16 protein-coding genes are annotated in these 15,662 nt (G+C 70.3%); 12 read left to right on the top strand and 4 right to left on the bottom strand.

Annotation, left to right across the window (positions count from 1 at the left end):
* The first annotated feature begins 36 nt into the window (after positions 1 to 36).
* From PQV94_RS12480 to PQV94_RS12470, 3 genes are read left to right on the top strand one after another with little or no spacing between them, the layout of a single operon-like run.
* Positions 37 to 1,002, top strand: coding sequence for an ArsR/SmtB family transcription factor (locus tag PQV94_RS12480; protein WP_274286132.1), 966 nt, complete (start codon positions 37 to 39; stop codon positions 1,000 to 1,002).
* A 47-nt stretch (positions 1,003 to 1,049) separates the two neighbouring features.
* Positions 1,050 to 1,574 (top strand): YbhB/YbcL family Raf kinase inhibitor-like protein, encoded by a 525-nt coding sequence (locus PQV94_RS12475; RefSeq protein ID WP_274286131.1) that lies wholly within the window; start codon positions 1,050 to 1,052, stop codon positions 1,572 to 1,574.
* Positions 1,575 to 1,583: 9 nt separating this feature from the next.
* Positions 1,584 to 1,892: a hypothetical protein gene (locus PQV94_RS12470; RefSeq protein ID WP_274286130.1), complete on the top strand. Its 309-nt coding sequence runs from the start codon at positions 1,584 to 1,586 to the stop codon at positions 1,890 to 1,892.
* Positions 1,893 to 1,915: 23 nt separating this feature from the next.
* On the opposite strand, the gene PQV94_RS12465 is transcribed toward PQV94_RS12470, so the two are convergent.
* Complete coding sequence (locus PQV94_RS12465; RefSeq protein ID WP_274286129.1) at positions 1,916 to 3,115, bottom strand: pyridoxal phosphate-dependent aminotransferase; 1,200 nt, start codon at positions 3,113 to 3,115, stop codon at positions 1,916 to 1,918.
* A gap of 73 nt (positions 3,116 to 3,188) precedes the next feature.
* Here PQV94_RS12465 and PQV94_RS12460 point away from each other — a divergent pair, with 73 nt between their 5' ends.
* The gene (locus PQV94_RS12460; RefSeq protein WP_274286128.1) at positions 3,189 to 3,980 is read left to right on the top strand and encodes a coenzyme F420-0:L-glutamate ligase; all 792 of its coding nucleotides are present in this window, start codon (positions 3,189 to 3,191) and stop codon (positions 3,978 to 3,980) included.
* Positions 3,981 to 4,111: 131 nt separating this feature from the next.
* A complete protein-coding gene (locus PQV94_RS12455) occupies positions 4,112 to 5,119 on the top strand; it encodes a hypothetical protein (protein ID WP_274286127.1) in 1,008 nt (335 codons plus the stop codon).
* Between the two features lie 168 nt (positions 5,120 to 5,287).
* Here the strand turns inward: PQV94_RS12455 and aceB are convergent, their stop codons facing one another.
* Positions 5,288 to 6,982: a malate synthase A gene (gene aceB, locus PQV94_RS12450; RefSeq protein WP_274286126.1), complete on the bottom strand. Its 1,695-nt coding sequence runs from the start codon at positions 6,980 to 6,982 to the stop codon at positions 5,288 to 5,290.
* 40 nt (positions 6,983 to 7,022) lie between these two features.
* Entirely contained in the window at positions 7,023 to 8,339 is a 1,317-nt protein-coding gene (gene aceA, locus PQV94_RS12445) for an isocitrate lyase (RefSeq protein ID WP_274286125.1), read from the bottom strand.
* A 136-nt stretch (positions 8,340 to 8,475) separates the two neighbouring features.
* On the opposite strand from aceA, the gene PQV94_RS12440 reads away from it, so the two are divergent.
* Complete coding sequence (locus PQV94_RS12440; protein WP_274286124.1) at positions 8,476 to 9,933, top strand: helix-turn-helix transcriptional regulator; 1,458 nt, start codon at positions 8,476 to 8,478, stop codon at positions 9,931 to 9,933.
* A gap of 19 nt (positions 9,934 to 9,952) precedes the next feature.
* On the opposite strand, the gene PQV94_RS12435 is transcribed toward PQV94_RS12440, so the two are convergent.
* Positions 9,953 to 10,636: an amino acid deaminase gene (locus tag PQV94_RS12435; RefSeq protein ID WP_274286123.1), complete on the bottom strand. Its 684-nt coding sequence runs from the start codon at positions 10,634 to 10,636 to the stop codon at positions 9,953 to 9,955.
* A 53-nt stretch (positions 10,637 to 10,689) separates the two neighbouring features.
* On the opposite strand from PQV94_RS12435, the gene PQV94_RS12430 reads away from it, so the two are divergent.
* From PQV94_RS12430 to PQV94_RS12405, 6 genes are read left to right on the top strand one after another with little or no spacing between them, the layout of a single operon-like run.
* Positions 10,690 to 11,346, top strand: coding sequence for an HAD family hydrolase (locus PQV94_RS12430; RefSeq protein WP_274286122.1), 657 nt, complete (start codon positions 10,690 to 10,692; stop codon positions 11,344 to 11,346).
* Between the two features lie 41 nt (positions 11,347 to 11,387).
* A complete protein-coding gene (gene phnD, locus PQV94_RS12425; protein WP_274286121.1) occupies positions 11,388 to 12,365 on the top strand; it encodes a phosphate/phosphite/phosphonate ABC transporter substrate-binding protein in 978 nt (325 codons plus the stop codon).
* Complete coding sequence (gene phnC / locus PQV94_RS12420; protein ID WP_274286120.1) at positions 12,362 to 13,177, top strand: phosphonate ABC transporter ATP-binding protein; 816 nt, start codon at positions 12,362 to 12,364, stop codon at positions 13,175 to 13,177. The genes phnD and phnC overlap by 4 nt, the downstream gene beginning before the upstream one ends.
* Positions 13,174 to 13,974 (top strand): phosphonate ABC transporter, permease protein PhnE, encoded by an 801-nt coding sequence (phnE, locus tag PQV94_RS12415; protein WP_274286119.1) that lies wholly within the window; start codon positions 13,174 to 13,176, stop codon positions 13,972 to 13,974. Before phnC ends, phnE (PQV94_RS12415) begins: the two co-directional genes overlap by 4 nt.
* Positions 13,971 to 14,804 carry a phosphonate ABC transporter, permease protein PhnE gene (phnE, locus tag PQV94_RS12410; protein ID WP_274286118.1) on the top strand — a complete coding sequence of 278 codons (834 nt, stop codon included), beginning with the start codon at positions 13,971 to 13,973 and terminating at the stop codon, positions 14,802 to 14,804. The genes phnE (PQV94_RS12415) and phnE (PQV94_RS12410) overlap by 4 nt, the downstream gene beginning before the upstream one ends.
* A complete protein-coding gene (locus PQV94_RS12405) occupies positions 14,794 to 15,651 on the top strand; it encodes a MurR/RpiR family transcriptional regulator (RefSeq protein ID WP_274286117.1) in 858 nt (285 codons plus the stop codon). The genes phnE (PQV94_RS12410) and PQV94_RS12405 overlap by 11 nt, the downstream gene beginning before the upstream one ends.
* Positions 15,652 to 15,662: the final 11 nt, after the last annotated feature.

Below are 15,662 nucleotides of genomic sequence, written 5' to 3'. Positions count from 1 at the left end.
ATCGTGCGGGGTGCAATCGATGTAGATTATGGCTTCATGATTCGATACGAGATGGAAGCGGCGGACGTGTCCGCCATCCGTTTCGGCGTCTCGCCGCTGTCCGAGCTGGGGCTCGCCCTGCGCGCCCTCTACGAGCCGGACTGGTTCCCGCTGCAGCGTCCCTGGCTCCAGCGCATCGCCGGTGTGCGGTCGCTGCTCGACGAGGAGATGCTGCTGGCGCTCGTGAACGACAGGCGGTGGGTCGCGGACTTCGTGAACCCGCGTCCGTCGTCACCGCTGACCTCTCTGGAGGACGAGCTGGCCGACCTCGGCCGGATCAGCCGGGCGCACCTGTACGCGGATCTGGAGAAGGTGCACGGGAGCGTGCCGCGCGTGTTCCAGGGGCGCCACGATGTCGTGGTCTCCCGGCTGCAGCGCGCGCTCGCTACGGCGTGGGATCTGTGTTTCGCCCCGCACTGGGCGCGCATGCATGCCGTCATGCAGGCAGACATCGCCTATCGCGGACGCATCGCCGCCCAGTCGGGCATCGGCGCCGTGCTCAATGGGCTCTCGGATGCCGTGCGCTACGACGGCCGGCACCTGGATGTGCGGCTGTGGAACCCGCAGGTGCGTCATCGTCCCGTCCTCGGCGATGGCCTGACGCTCGTGCCGTCGATCTTCACCGCGCGCGTATCCACGCCCATCGACGACCACTTGCCGCCGACCGTGATGTACCCCGCGCGCGGGCAGGGGGCCATGTGGTCCACCGCGATCGGACCGGATGCGGCGGCGGTCACCGACCTGCTCGGTCGCACGCGCGCGCTCCTGCTGGCCGAGCTCGGCGAACCCGCATCCTCGACGGATCTGGCGCTACGGCTCGGGGTGTCGACCTCTGCTGTCAACCAGCACCTGCGGGTGATGGCGCGGGCGGGGCTGCTCAACCGCGCCCGCTACGGTCGCGCGGTGCTCTACTACCGCAGCGCCGCGGGCGACGCCCTCTGCGCGGAGGGCTCGCGGGCGTAGTTCGCAACTCCCTGTACACTCATAGAACCGTGCGTAGGCTCGATGACATGACCGATCTCACTCGCCCCCAGACGCCGGACCCCTATCCGCTTCTTCCCGCGGTGGCCTCGTTCACCGTCACCAGCGACGACGTCACCGACGGTGCGCCGCTGAAGGACGACCAGGTCGCTGCCCTCGGCAACACCTCCCCGCAGCTGTCGTGGTCGGGCGCGCCCGAGGGCACGCAGTCCTACGTCATCACGTGCTTCGACCCCGACGCCCCCACCCCGAGCGGTTTCTGGCACTGGGTGCTCGTCGACGTGCCCGCATCCGTCACCTCGCTCGACACCGGGGCCGCGTCGGCCGCTCTCCCCGGCGGAGCCTTCCACGTACGCAACGACGGCGGCCAGCCCGGCTTCATGGGCGCCGCGCCGCCGGAGGGCGACCAGGTGCATCGGTACTACTTCGTGGTGCACGCGGTTTCCGAGCCCACGCTCGGAGTGGATGTGGACGCGTCACCCGCCGTGGTCTCGTTCAATCTGGCGTTCAAGACGCTCGGCCGCGCCATCATCCACGGCACATATCAGCACTGACTCAGCCCAATGAGCGACGTCCTGGGGTGGGGCACCATCGTCCTCGTTCTGAGCATCCCGCTGCTCTTCGTGCTCGTGAGCATCTCGACCCACCGCAGGCAACGTTCGAAGGGTGCCGATGCGGGATCGTCGGGCGGGCTGCTCGGATTCGACGAGCTCTTCCACCCGTCCGCGCACGAGGCGCGGCTCGTGTGGGAGGCCGAGCAGGAGATCCCGATCCCCGCGCCCACGCCCGACAAGGGTCACGGCGTGATCGAGGGTGGCTCCCGGATCACGATCGAGGTGCCGGGAGCCTCCTCGTCACGCTCTCCGCGCTGACCGTTTCAGGGACGCGGTCGCGATCAGGAGAACAGACGCTGTAGGCGCTGAACGCCCTCGAGAAGCGCGTCGTCGCCGAGCGCGTACGAGAGGCGCAGGTAGCCGGACGGGCCGAACGCCTCGCCCGGGACCACCGCTACCTCGGCCTTCTCGAGGATGAGGTCGGCGAGCTCCAGGGTCGTGGTCGGCGTGACGCCTTCCCACTCGCGGCCCAGCAGTCCCTGCACGTCGGGGTAGACGTAGAACGCGCCGAGCGGGTTGGGAACCGTCACGCCGTCGATCTTGGCGAGCTCGTCGACGATGAGGCGGCGGCGACGGTCGAACGCGACCCGCATCGTCTCGGCCTCGTCCTGCGGGCCGGTGAGGGCGGCGAGGGCGGCACGCTGCGCGATGTTGTTCACGTTGCTCGACAGGTGCGACTGCAGGTTGCCGGCGACCTTGATCGCGTCGGCCGGGCCCACCATCCAGCCCACGCGCCATCCGGTCATCGCATACGTCTTCGCGACGCCGTTGACGAGGATCGTCTGGCCGGCCAACTCCGGCACGGCCTCGACGATGGACACGGCCCGGACGCCCTCGTAGACGAGGTTCTGATAGATCTCGTCGGTGATGACCCAGATGCCGTGCGCGAGGGCCCACTCGCCGATGGCGCGTGTCTCCTCCGGCGTGTAGACGCTGCCGGTGGGGTTGGATGGCGAGACGAACACGAGCACCGTGGTGCGGTCGGTGCGCGCGGCCTCGAGCTGATCGACCGTGACCTTGTAGTCCTGGTCCGCGCCGGCGAAGACCTCGACCGGTACGCCGTCGGCGAGGCGGATGGTCTCGGGGTAGGTCGTCCAGTACGGCGCGGGCAGCAGCACCTCGTCGCCCGGGTTCACGACGGCCTGGAACGCCTGGTAGACGGACTGCTTGCCGCCGTTGGTGACGATGATCTGCGAGGGCGAGACCTCGAGCCCGGAGTCGCGGAGCGTCTTCGCGGCGATCGCCTCGCGCAACACCGGCAGGCCCACGGCGGGCGTGTACCGGAAGTTCGCCGGGTCCTTGAGTGCCTCCGCGGCCGCATCCACGATGAACTGCGGCGTCGGGAAGTCGGGCTCGCCGGCGGCGTAGGAGATGACGGGGCGTCCGGCGGCCTGCAGGGCCTTCGCCTTCGCATCGACCTTGAGGGTCGCGGATTCGGCGATGGCGGAGAGTTTGCGGGAGACGGGGGCGCGTTCGGTCACCCTCCGAGCCTAGCGGGGGAGCGCCCGCCGCAGCAGGGCCGAAGGCCCCCGTCGGGTGTGGAAACATGATCGGGTGAGCGCACCCCGCATGCAGGTCTGGGCCCTCGACGGCATCGCCGAGCTGGCCGCCGGCGACGATCTCGCCGCCATCATCGGCGACGCCCTGGCGGCGGATGCGGAGGGCGTCGTGGACGGCGACATCCTCGTCGTGACCTCCAAGATCGTCTCGAAGGCGGAGGGACGGCAGCTGGCCGCATCCGATCGCGCGGACGCGATCACCGCGGAGACCGCGCGGGTCGTCGCGGTGCGCGGCACGACCCGGATCGTCGAGAACCGACTCGGCGTCGTGGGCGCCGCGGCGGGCGTCGACGCCTCGAACACCCCGGAGGGGACGATCCTGCTGTTGCCGGTCGACCCGGATGCGTCGGCTCGCGCGCTCTGCGCGGCGCTGCGGGAGCGCTTCGGGGTGCGACTGGGCATCGTCGTGAGCGACACCCTGGGACGCGCGTGGCGCATCGGTCAGACCGACATCGCGATCGGCGCCGCGGGGATGCGGGTGATAGACGACCTGCGCGGCGGGACCGACGCGCAGGGGAGGCCCCTCGTGGTGACGGTGCCCGTCGTCGCCGACGAGATCGCCTCGGCGGGCGACCTCGTCAAGGGCAAGGCGACCGGGCGTCCCGTGGCGGTGGTGCGCGGGTTGTCGCGTTACGTCACCGACGAGGTCGACACCCCCGGCGCACGCACCCTGCCCCGCACCGGCGAGCACGACATGTTCCGCCTCGGCACCGACGAGGCGATCGCGATGGGGCGCCAGGTCGGCTACGCCGACGGCTTCGCCGCGGGGCGCGCGTCGCGCGACTGAGCCCGAACTCCTGCAGAACGGGCGCTCGCCGCGGGGCGGCCGGCTGATCGGGGCGATCCTGCAGGAGTCCGGTGCGCGGATCGTTAGCGCTTCGTTGCGCGGGCTGCGTGCCGCATCCGTAGCGTGGAGGGATGCGGAAGACGGGGGCCTTCATCGCGGTGCTGCTGACGGCGGTGCTCACCGGGTGCGCGGGCGCGCTACCGTTCGTGTCGGGCGAGCCGCGCGGCTACGCGGTGCCGATCGATGAGCTGCGCTGCGGCGACGGGTTCGGCGGAGTTGATCCGGATGTGGTCGCAGGCGCCGTTCCCGACGGCTTCGAGCCCGTGGCGCTGCACCGCTGCGACGGGTTCACGACCCAGACGGATGCCGAGGGCATCTGGGCCGGCTCCCGCGTCGAACGGTTCGAGGGCGATCTGAGCGAGCTGCTCGCGGCCCTCGCCGAGCCGAATGCGGCTGCGGCTTTCGCCTGCCCGGCATCGATGTGGATCGGTCCGGAGCTGTGGCTGGAGGGCGCCGACGGCCGATTCATCCGCGTGCCGTATCCGTCGGACGGCTGCGCGCAGCCGCGACGCGACGTCCTGGATCGCATCGAGGCCGCCGTGTCGCGGCTCAGCCTCGTCGAGGAGCGGTTCCAGCGCGGCAGCCTCATCGAGTCCGCCGAGGCGACGGCCGCGGGCTGCGCATCGAGCGCAGGGATGCTGGTACTCGCGGAGACGCTGCCCGGCGCGGGTGTCGACCGCGATCGGGATCTCCCGCAGGTCGGTGCCACGGCCGTCCCCGTGCCGCCGGCGCCGCTGCCCTCCGTCGACGAGGTCACGGGGATGCGGTTATGCCGGTACGCCCCGGCGCCGCTTCCCGCTGAGGGAACGGTGGTGAGCATCCGCGGAGTGCTGCCGTACGCAGGTGTCGACGCCCTCGATCGGGAGCAAGCAGCGCACGCACTCGCCCTCATTGGCGAGGCCGGCCCCGCGGGGACGTGCGAGGTGGAGGCCACATCCACGGTGGTCCTGCACCCGTTGCCGGAGACGCAGGGCGGTGCGACGGTGACCGTGGAGCTCGACGGATGTGGGCGTCTCGTGGGTCCGGATCTGCGGTCCGCCGCTGCACCGGCGGAGCTGCTCGCCCTCCTCGCATCCTGACTTCCGTGGCGCCCTCGCGGGTGGTGCGGATGCTGCCGCGGGCCCGAACTCCTGCAGAACACCGTGTTCGCCCGCAGCGAGGCGGGTTCCGTTCCGGTTTTGCAGGAGTTCGGGCACGCAGAATCCCCGGCCGCCCGCGGAAGCGGGACGACCGGGGATGCCGGGTGATCAGCGCTCGACGAGGAACCGCGAGTAGGCGCCGAGGGTCAGGAACGAGGGGAACTCCGCGCCCAGAGCGACGTCGCGGAACACGTCGGCCGCATCATCGAAGCGGTCGCCGTCACGGCGCTCGACCTCGCCGAGCACCTGCGCGATCAGACCCTCGACGTACTCGCGCGTGATGCGGGTGCCGTCCTCGGTCGTACGGTCCTGGTGGATCCACTGCCACACCTGCGAGCGGCTGATCTCGGCGGTGGCCGCATCCTCCATCAGGTTGTCGATCGCGACGGCGCCGAGACCGCGCAGCCACGCCTCGATGTAGCGGATCGCGACCGAGACGTTGCCGTGCACGCCCGCCGCCGTGATGGGGCGGCCGATGTGCACGTCGATCAGCTGGGCGGCGGTCACCTCGACGTCGTCGCGCTGCCGGTCCAGCTGGTTCGGCCGGTCGCCGAGCACCGCGTCGAACTCCGCGCGGGCCACGGGGATCAGGTCCGGATGCGCCACCCACGTGCCGTCGAAGCCGTCGCCGGCCTCGCGCTTCTTGTCCGCGGCCACCTTCTCGAAGGCGCGCTCGGTGACCTCCGGGTCGCGGCGGTTCGGGATGAAGGCGCTCATGCCACCGATGGCGAACGCACCGCGCTTGTGGCACGTCTTCACCAGCAGCTCGGTGTACGCCCGCATGAACGGCACCGTCATCGTGACCTCGCTGCGGTCGGGGAGCACGAAGCGCGCGCCGCGGCCGCGGTAGTTCTTGATGATCGAGAAGATGTAGTCCCACCGTCCGGCGTTCAGGCCCGCGCAGTGATCGCGCAGCTCGTAGAGGATCTCCTCCATCTCGAACGCCGCGGGCAGCGTCTCGATCAGCACCGTCGCGCGGATCGTGCCGTGCGCGAGACCCAAACGTCGCTCGGTGAAGCTGAAGACGTCGTCCCACAGCTTCGCCTCCTCGCTCGACTCGAGCTTCGCGATGTAGAAGTAGGGCCCGGCGCCGTTCTCGATCAGCCGGTGCGCGTTGTGGAACGCGTAGAGACCGAAGTCCACGAGCGAACCGGATGCGGCCAGCGTGCGCCCCGAGCGATCGGTGAACCCGAGGTGCTCCTCGACGAGGTGCCAGCCGCGCGGGCGCATCACGATCGTGGGCGTCTCGGTCGCGGTGACCTCGTAGCGCTTGCCCTCGGCACTCGTGAACGACAGCTGCCCGCGGATCGCATCGAACAGCGAGAGCTGCCCCTCGATCACGTTGCGCCAGGTGGGGCTCGTCGCATCCTCCTGGTCGGCGAGCCAGACCTTCGCGCCGGAGTTGAGGGCGTTGATCGTCATCTTCGGGTCGGTCGGACCGGTGATCTCGACCCTGCGGTCCTCGAGACCGGGGCCGGCGCCGGCGACGCGCCAGGACGCATCGTCGCGGATGCGGGCCGTGTCGTCGCGGAAACGGGGGTCGTGTCCGTTGCCGATCTCGTAGCGGCGCCGCATCCGGTCCGCGAGCCGGTCGTGCCGGCGCCCGGCGAAGCGGTCGTGCAGCTCGGCCAGGAAGCCGAGCGCGTCGGGGGTGAGGATCTCGTCGTACCGCGCGCGGAGCGGGCCGCGCACCTCGATCGTCGGTGTGTGAGGCCCGGTGGCGATGGGGCCGGTGCCGGGGTGGCGTTCGTCGCCGCGGATGCGGGTGCTTTCGGGCGCGAAGCCCGTTGCGGTGGGGGTCATGGCTCTGCCTTTCGAAGGCGGGGAGGAAACGGAAGAAGGGTCAGTGGAACTGAGCGGTCTCGGTGGAGCCGGCCAGCGCCAACGTCGCGCTGTCGGGGTTGAGCGCGGTCGAGACGTGGTCGAAGTAGCCGGTTCCCGCCTCGCGCTGGTGACGGGTGGCGGTGTAGCCGCGCGCCTCGGCGGCGAACTCGGCCTCCTGCAGCTCGACGTAGGCGCTCATGGCGCGCTCGGCGTAGCCGGCGGCGAGGTCGAACATGGCGTAGTTGACGGCGTGGAATCCGGCCAGGGTGATGAACTGGAATTTGTAGCCGAGGTCCGCGAGGTCCTGCTGGAACGTCGCGATCTGCTCGTCGCTGAGGTGTCGCTTCCAGTTGAAGCTGGGCGAGCAGTTGTAGGCCAGGAGCTTGCCGGGGTAGCGCTCGTGGATGGCGGCTGCGAACGCGCGGGCGAGCTCGATGTCGGGCTCACCCGTCTCGACCCAGATGAGGTCGGCGTAGGGGGCGAAGGCGAGGCCGCGGCTGATGACCGCGTCGATGCCGGGACGCACCCGGTAGAAGCCCTCGGACGTGCGCTCACCGGTGGTGAACTCCTGGTCGCGCGGGTCGACGTCGCTCGTGAGCAGGTCCGCGGCGAGGGCATCGGTGCGGGCGATGATGACCGTCGGCACGCCCGCCACATCCGCCGCGAGGCGTGCGGCGTTGAGGGTGCGGATGTGCTGCTGGGTGGGAACGAGCACCTTGCCACCGAGGTGACCGCACTTCTTCTCGCTGGCGAGCTGGTCCTCCCAGTGGATGCCGGCGGCACCGGCCGAGATGAGCGACTGCGCGAGCTCGTAGGCGTTGAGGGGTCCGCCGAAGCCGGCCTCGGCGTCGGCGACGATCGGGGCGAGCCAGTCCTGCGTGATCTCGCCCTCGGCGTGCTCGATCTGGTCCTGACGGATGAGCGCGTTGTTGATGCGGCGCACGACCGCGGGGACCGAGTTCGCCGGGTAGAGGCTCTGGTCGGGGTAGGTCTGGCCCGCCAGGTTGCCGTCGGCGGCGACCTGCCAGCCCGAGAGGTAGATGGCCTTCAGTCCCGCGCGCACCTGCTGCACGGCCTGGCCACCGGTGTAGGCGCCGAGTGCGCGGATGTAGTCCTCCGTGTGCAGCAGGTTCCAGAGGTTCTCCGCACCGCGGCGGGCGAGCGTGTTCTCCTCGCGTACCGAGCCGCGGAGGCGAATGACGTCCTCGGCCGAGTAGGTGCGCTCGACGCCGTCCCAGCGCGGATCCGTGTTCCAGATCTCCTGCAGCTCAGCGGCGGTCTGCGTCATGTCACCCGCGCGCAGCGGGCCCTGGGCGAAGGGGGCGGTGCTGGTCATGTCGGTCTCCTGTGATCTGAGGGACGGTCGTCGTCCCGAGGCGTGTGACCACTTTGGGTGAAGATCAAGGCCCGGATCGGAGGTTTTCGGGGAGAAGATTGCTCGTTCTTCTGCTCTTGTGACACAATCCCGATCCATGACGATCGAAGAAGATCCGATGACCGACGACGCCGACGCCCTGACGATCGGGCGCCGCATCCGCCAGCTGCGCACCGCGCAGGGCATGACGCTTGACGCGCTCGCCGCTGCGGTGGACCGCGCGCCGAGTCAGCTGTCCATGATCGAGAACGGCAAGCGAGAGCCCCGGCTCACGCTCCTACGTGCGATCGCGAAGGCGCTCGGCACGACGGTCGACGCGCTGCTGGAGGCCGAGCCGCTCGACGAGCGCGCGGCGATGGAGATCGCACTGCAGCGGGCGATGAAGGGGCAGACCTTCCAGGCGCTCGGCATCGACGCGTTCCGCATCGGCAAGACGGTGCCCGACGAGGCGCTGCGGGCGATGCTGGCCCTGCACGGTGAGATCGACCGGCTCCGCGACGAGCGCTCCGCGACGCCCGAGGAGGCGCGTCGGGCGAACGTCGAGCTGCGCGATCTCATGCGCGAGCAGAACAACTACTTCGCCGAGCTCGAGACCGAGGCTCGAGCGATCCTGGATGCGGTGGCTCACCCCGGCGGGCCCCTCACCCAGCGATCCGCCAGCGACATCGCCGCGCACCTGGGATTCACCCTCCACTACGTGCCCGACCTGCCGCAGACGACCCGCAGCGTCGCCGACCTGAAGCACGGGCGCCTGTACCTTTCGAGCCGGGTCGCCGCGAAGGGCGACGCGCGCACGGCCGTGCTGCAGGCGCTGTCGAGCCGCATCCTGGGGCATCGGGAGCCGACGAGCTACGCCGAGTTCCTGCGCCAGCGGGTCGAGACCAATTACCTCACCGGCGCCCTGCTCGTCCCCGAGTCCCATGTCGTGCCGGTGCTCACCGATGCCAAGGCTGACCGGGCGATCTCGATCGAGGACCTGCGCGATCTCTACTCGGTCTCCTACGAGACGGCCGCGCACCGCTTCACGAACCTCGCGACGGTGCACCTCGGCATCCCGGTGCACTTCCTCAAGGTGCACGAGTCGGGAACCATCACGAAGGCGTACGAGAACGACGACGTGAACTTCCCCGCCGACCGGCTGGGCGCGATCGAGGGGCAGATGTGCTGCCGGCGGTGGACGAGTCGCGTCGTGTTCGACGTCGACGACCGCTTCAACCCGTATTACCAGTACACCGACACCGGCAACGGGACGTACTGGTGCACTGCTCGCGTCGAGTACTCGAGCGAGGGCGCGCACTCGATCAGCGTGGGTGTGCGCTTCGAGGACACGAAGTGGTTCCTGGGGCGCGACACCGCCAACCGCGGGGTCTCACGGCACTCGGTCGAGGTGTGCTGCCGGCGTGCACCGGCCGAGCTCGAGAGCGCGTGGCGGGAGAACTCCTGGCCGAACGTCCGCACGCCCCGCACGCTGCTCGCGACTTTGCCCACCGGGGCCTTCCCCGGGGTCGACACGACCGAGGTCTACGAGTTCCTCGAGGCGCACGCCCCCAGCTGAGCCACGCGGGTCCGGGTGTTCACTCGGCGGCGTTCCAGCGCAGCCGGGGCGGCGCGGCGTCGATGGCGGCGAGCGTGTCGGCGGGGGAGGCGATCGGGAACGTCGTCACGAGGCGCTCGCCCGTGCCGCGATCGATCGCGTAGGCGAGGGCGAAGGATCCGGATGCGGCGCGCCGCCCGATCGCGATCCGCGCACGTACCGGCCCGACCTGCTCCTCGCGCACCGTGTGCTCGGACAGCAGAGCGCGGGCCGCGGCCGTGATGCGCGCCAGCGGCGTGACGGAGAGTGCGCCGCCGCTCAGCGCCTCGGCGTGGAAGAGCGTGGGCTCGCCGTACGCCGTGGCGAGCGCCGCGTCCAGCCACCGTTCGCGCTTGAGTCCGTAGGGGGTCTCGGCGAGCGAGAAGAGGTAGCCGTAGACGTGTACGAGTCCCGCGTTGCCCGCGGGCCAGGTCGCATCCAGCCCCGCCACCGTGTGCAGATACCGAAAGAAGGCCTCGGGCAGCACGGGCTCCCCGGTGTTCTCATCGACGGCCGTGGAAAGATCCCACGCGTCGAACAGGCCGTTCGCGGCGTCCTGTCGAACGGATGCGGCGATGCCGGGCAGCAGGGCGAGCGCCGCGGCGGGATCCTCCGTCGCACGGCGGGCCGCCGCATCCACGCGCTCGGTCGATGATTTAACCGGCTGTTCATCGGGCGTGGTCATTTCGTCCACAATCCTCCTTCACGATGGACGAAGCGTCCACCTGAAGGAGCCCCGTGCCACGTCCTGTTCTCATCTTCGACTTCGACGGTACCGTCGCCCTCGGCGACGGACCGGTGCTGGCCTACGCCGCATCCGTGGCCGCCGCCGGTCGTCTGCCGGAGAGTTTCGTCACTGAGGTGCGGCGGGGCCTTGGGGACCCGACCGCGGAGGGCGCCGTCGACGGCTACGACCTCGTCCGCATCCTCGCCCTGCGCGCCGGCGCCGACGAGACGCACCTCGCGTTCGGGTATCGCGCGAGCCGCGGGATGCTGGCGACGGCGGCGGCCCCGATCGGCACACCCGCGGGCCTCGCACGCCTGCTGGATGACGTCGACGCTGAGCGGGTCCTGCTCACGAACGCGCCCGACGTGCGACTCGTCGAAGCGCTCGAGGCGCTGGGGCTCGCCGGGCGTTTCGACCGGATCGTCACGGATGCGGCGAAGCCCGCAGGGCTGGAGGCGCTCCTCGACGAGCTCGACCCCGCACGTCCCGTGCTGAGCATCGGCGACATCTGGCGCAACGACCTCGCCCCCGCCCACGCCCGCGGCCACGCCACAGCGCTCGTCGGGACATCCGTCACGCCCGACGCCCAGCCGACCTATCGCGCCGCGCGCCTGGACGACCTCCTCGACGACATCGCACGCTGGGCGCTCGCTGCCCGCGTCGCCTGACCCCACCGACCCGCACACCACCCCGATCCGAAGGACACCACATGAATATCACCCGCCTGCGCCTCGGCGCCGCAGCCGCCGTCGTGGCGGCCGCATCCCTGCTGCTCGCCGGTTGTGCCGGCTCGGCCGACCCCGGAACGAGCCAGGCCGCGGCCGATCCCGACTCCCTCGTGCTGGCGCTCGTTCCCTCCCAGGACCAGAACGGCCTCGTCGACACCGCGAAGCCCCTGACCGACATGCTCACTGAGAAGCTCGGCATCCCGGTCACGGGTGTCGTCGCGAAGGACTACCAGGCCGCTGTCGAGGCGATGGGTGCGGGCCAGGCGCAGATCGGCTTCCTGCCCTCCCTGCAGCTCTGGCAGGCCAGCGACAAGTACGGCGCCAAGGTCGTGCTGCAGACCGAGCGCAACGGCAACATCACCTACCCCGCGCAGTTCATGACCAACAACCCCGACAAGTACTGCGACGACACTCCCGTCGAGCGCGACGGCATGCTCTTCTGCAACGGCGCCGACGCGATGAAGGGACCGGCCGGTCTCGACTCCATCACGAAGGTCAAGGGCGCGAAGGTCGCGATGCTCGGCCCCGGCTCTCCCGCCGGCTACATCTACCCGGTGCTGGCACTGCAGGAAGCCGGCGTCAACACCGACAGCGACATCGAGAAGCTGCCGGTCACCGCCAACGACGCGTCCGTCCTCGCGGTCTACAACGGCGACGCCGAGGTCGGCTTCAGCTTCTGGGACGCACGCACGATCGTGAAGAAGGACGTCCCGGATGTGGGTCAGAAGGTCGTCGTCTTCGCGATGACGGACGAGATCCCCAACGACGGTGTCGCCCTCACCTCCGACCTGTCGCCGGAGCTGCAGCAGAAGATCACGGATGCGCTCGAGGAGTACTCGAGCTCTGACGAGGGCTCGAAGGTGCTTCAGAGCATCTACTCCATCACCAAGCTCGCTCCCGCCGACCCCGCCTCGCTCGACGTGGTCGCCCGCGCGGCGCAGCAGCTGGGTCTGCAGTGACGACGCCTCTCCACCAGGAGGTCGGGGCTGCGGCCCCGGCCTCCTGGCCCATCCGCCTTCGCGACGTCCAGGTGCGCTACCCCAACGGAACGATGGGCCTACGGGGTGTGAGCCTGGACATCCCCGCAGGAGAGATGGTCGCTGTCGTCGGACTCTCCGGATCGGGAAAGTCCACCCTCATCCGCACGATCAACGGGCTCGTCCCCATCTCGGCCGGCTCGCTCACGGTCGGCGACACGGAGCTCGCGGGTGCGCGCCCGCGTACGCTCCGACGCCTGCGGGGCGGCATCGGCATGGTCTTCCAGGGCTTCAACCTCGCCGGTCGCACCAGCGTCCTGAACAACGTGCTCGTCGGAAGACTCACCCACACGCCCACCTGGCGTACCCTCCTCGGCGCCTACACGGCGGCCGATAAGCAGATCGCCTACGAGGCGCTGGAGCGCGTCGGCATCCTCGCGAAGGTCTACGACCGCGCCTCGGCGCTCTCGGGAGGCCAGCAGCAGCGTGTCGCGATCGCCCGGGCCCTCGCGCAGCAGCCGCGGATCGTGCTGGCCGACGAGCCCGTCGCGAGCCTCGATCCGCCCACGGCGCACGGGGTGATGGGGGACTTGCGGCGCATCAACCGCGAGCTCGGCATGACGGTGCTCGTGAACCTCCACCTGCTCGATCTCGCGCGTCAGTACGGTACGCGTCTGATCGGGATGCGGGCGGGCGAGCTCGTCTACGACGGCTCGGCCGCCGATGCCACGGATGCCGACTTCGCGGAGATCTACGGCCGGTCGGTCACGGCCGAGGATCGGCTCGGTTCGTGAGCGCGTCGTCGCTCGAGCTGCCGCCCAGGCCCGGTGGGCGCTGGAAGGGTTGGGTCATCGCGGCCCTCGTCGTCGCCGTCACGGTGTTCATGTGCCTGCCCGTCGTCGGCATCGATCTCGATCTGAGCGGTATCGCACGCAACTGGCAGCACGGGGCGAGCAAGGTTATGGGACTGCTCCAGCCCGACTGGTCGTTCTTCCCGCGCACAGTCGGGCCGCTGCTCGAGACGCTGCAGATGGCCGTGATCGGCACCGCCGTCGGCGCGCTGATCTCGCTTCCGCTCAGCTTTCTCGCCGCGCGCCCGACCAACCCGCATCCGTGGCTACGCGGGGCCGTTCGCACCGTGCTGAACGTCGTGCGGGCCGTTCCCGACCTGCTGTCGGCCGCGGTGCTGGTGGCCATGGTCGGCGTCGGCGCGCTTCCCGGCATCCTCGCGCTCGTGCTCTTCAACGTCGGCATCATCGTCAAACTCGTCTCCGAGTCCATCGATGCGATGGATGCGGGTCCGATCGAGGCAGGCCGCGCCGCCGGCGGCACCCAGCTGCAGATCAACCGAACGCTCGCCCTGCCCGACACCTGGCCTGCCTTCGTCGCTCAGACGCTCTACGTGTTCGAGCTCAACGTTCGCGCCTCGTCGGTGCTGGGACTGGTGGGCGCCGGCGGACTCGGCCTGCTGATCGACGCGGTGCGCACGTACTACCGCTACGACCAGCTCTCGCTCATCATCCTGGAGATCCTCGTGCTCGTCGTCCTTCTCGACGCCCTCAGCGCCGCCGTTCGACGGAGGCTCGTATGACCGCGGTCGACCCCTCGCCGACGCACACCGCGCCCGCGTTCGCGCTGCCTGAGCGACCGCGTCGACCCCTCGGAATCGTCATCGGCCTCGCCGTGACGGGGATCGTGGTCGCCGCTTTCTGGTCGGTCGACATCACCTGGTCGCGGCTGGGGGAGCTTCCGGCCGCGATCGTTCGCTACATCTGGCTCATGTTCTCGGCCCCCGACTGGTCGAAGCTTCCCGAGGCGCTCTGGCAGACCTGGCGCAGCGTCGAGATGGCCTGGGTCGGCACCGTGCTCGGCGTCATCGTCGCGACCCCGCTGAGCCTCGTGGCCTCCCGTGGTTTCGGCCCGGCATGGCTGCGCTCCACGCTGCGTCTGGTCTTCTCCGTCATCCGTGCGGTTCCGGAGATCATCTTCGCGATCATCATCCTGTCGATGACCGGCCTCACACCGCTGACGGGCGCTCTCGCTCTCGCCGTCAACGGCGTCGGCACGCTCGGCAAGTGGGGATACGAGGCGGTGGAGGCGGTGCCGCAGGGGCCGATCGAGGCGGCGCGCGCGGCCGGTGGCAACACCGCGCAGGTGCTGCGCTGGGGCGTGTGGCCGCAGGCGACGCCCGCGTTCCTGTCGTTCTGGCTCTACCGGTTCGAGATCAACGTGCGATCCTCCGCCGTGCTGGGCCTGATCGGCGTGGGCGGAATCGGCGACATGCTCACCACCTACACCCAGTACCGTGAGTGGTCGACGGTGGGGATGCTGCTGATCGTGGTCATCGCGGTGACGATGACCATCGACGCGATCAGCGGTGCGGTCCGCCGCAGGATCATGGAGGGTGCGCGTGTCCGCTGACGCTCCCACGACCGCGCGGATCGCGGCGCTGCGCAACGTCCTGCAGCCCACCGAGCGGCGCATCGCCGATCTGATCGTGTCGGAGCCCGAGATCGTCGTGGAGCTCACGGCGCAGCAGCTCGCCGATCGGGCCGGTGTCGCGCGGTCCTCGGTCGTGCGGGCGTGTCAGCGCCTCGGCTACCGCGGGTATCCCCAGCTGCGGGTCGCGCTCGCCGCGGAACTCGGTGCGCAGCCGGATGCGGCGACCGACCACGGCGTGGGCGTCCTCGGCCGCATGCGCACGGCGATGGATCGTGCGGCGCAGGCCCTCGCCGGTTCGGCGGGGCTCCTGACCGAGGATGCGGTCTCCGCCGCGGTGACGCGCATCGCGCGCGCCCGGCGGGTGCTGGTCGTCGCCAACGGCTTGTCGTCACCGCTCGCGAGCGACCTCGCGATGAGGCTGACCGCGGTCGGGCGGCCCGCGGAGATCGTCGCAGACCCGATCGCGCAGCAGATCTCGGCGCGTCAGCTCGCGGGCGAGGACATGTGCCTCGTGATCAGCGGCTCGGGGGCCAACGAGGCGAGCGTACGGGCCGCGCGAGCGGCCCATGCCGCCGGCGCGGGCGTCCTGCTCATCACCTCGTTCGTCGCCTCGACGCTGACCGAGATCGCCGACCTCTCGCTCGTCCTGGCGCCGGCTGGTGCGACCTTCCGCGACGAGCTCGAGCACACCTCACGGGCGGTGCACGCCGTGTTCGGCGAGGTGCTCGTGGATGCCGTCGCCGCCGAGCTGGGGGAGCGGTCGCCCCGCATCCGTGCTCAGGTGCTGGAGATCCTCTCCGAGAACCTCGCCGACCCCGCCGAGTGAGCACCCGTTTG

This window comes from Microbacterium sp. Clip185 (genome assembly GCF_028743715.1).
Taxonomy (GTDB): Bacteria; Actinomycetota; Actinomycetes; order Actinomycetales; family Microbacteriaceae; genus Microbacterium.
Note: the sequence above shows the minus strand (reverse complement) of the source record. Positions and strands in the feature narration are given on the sequence as shown.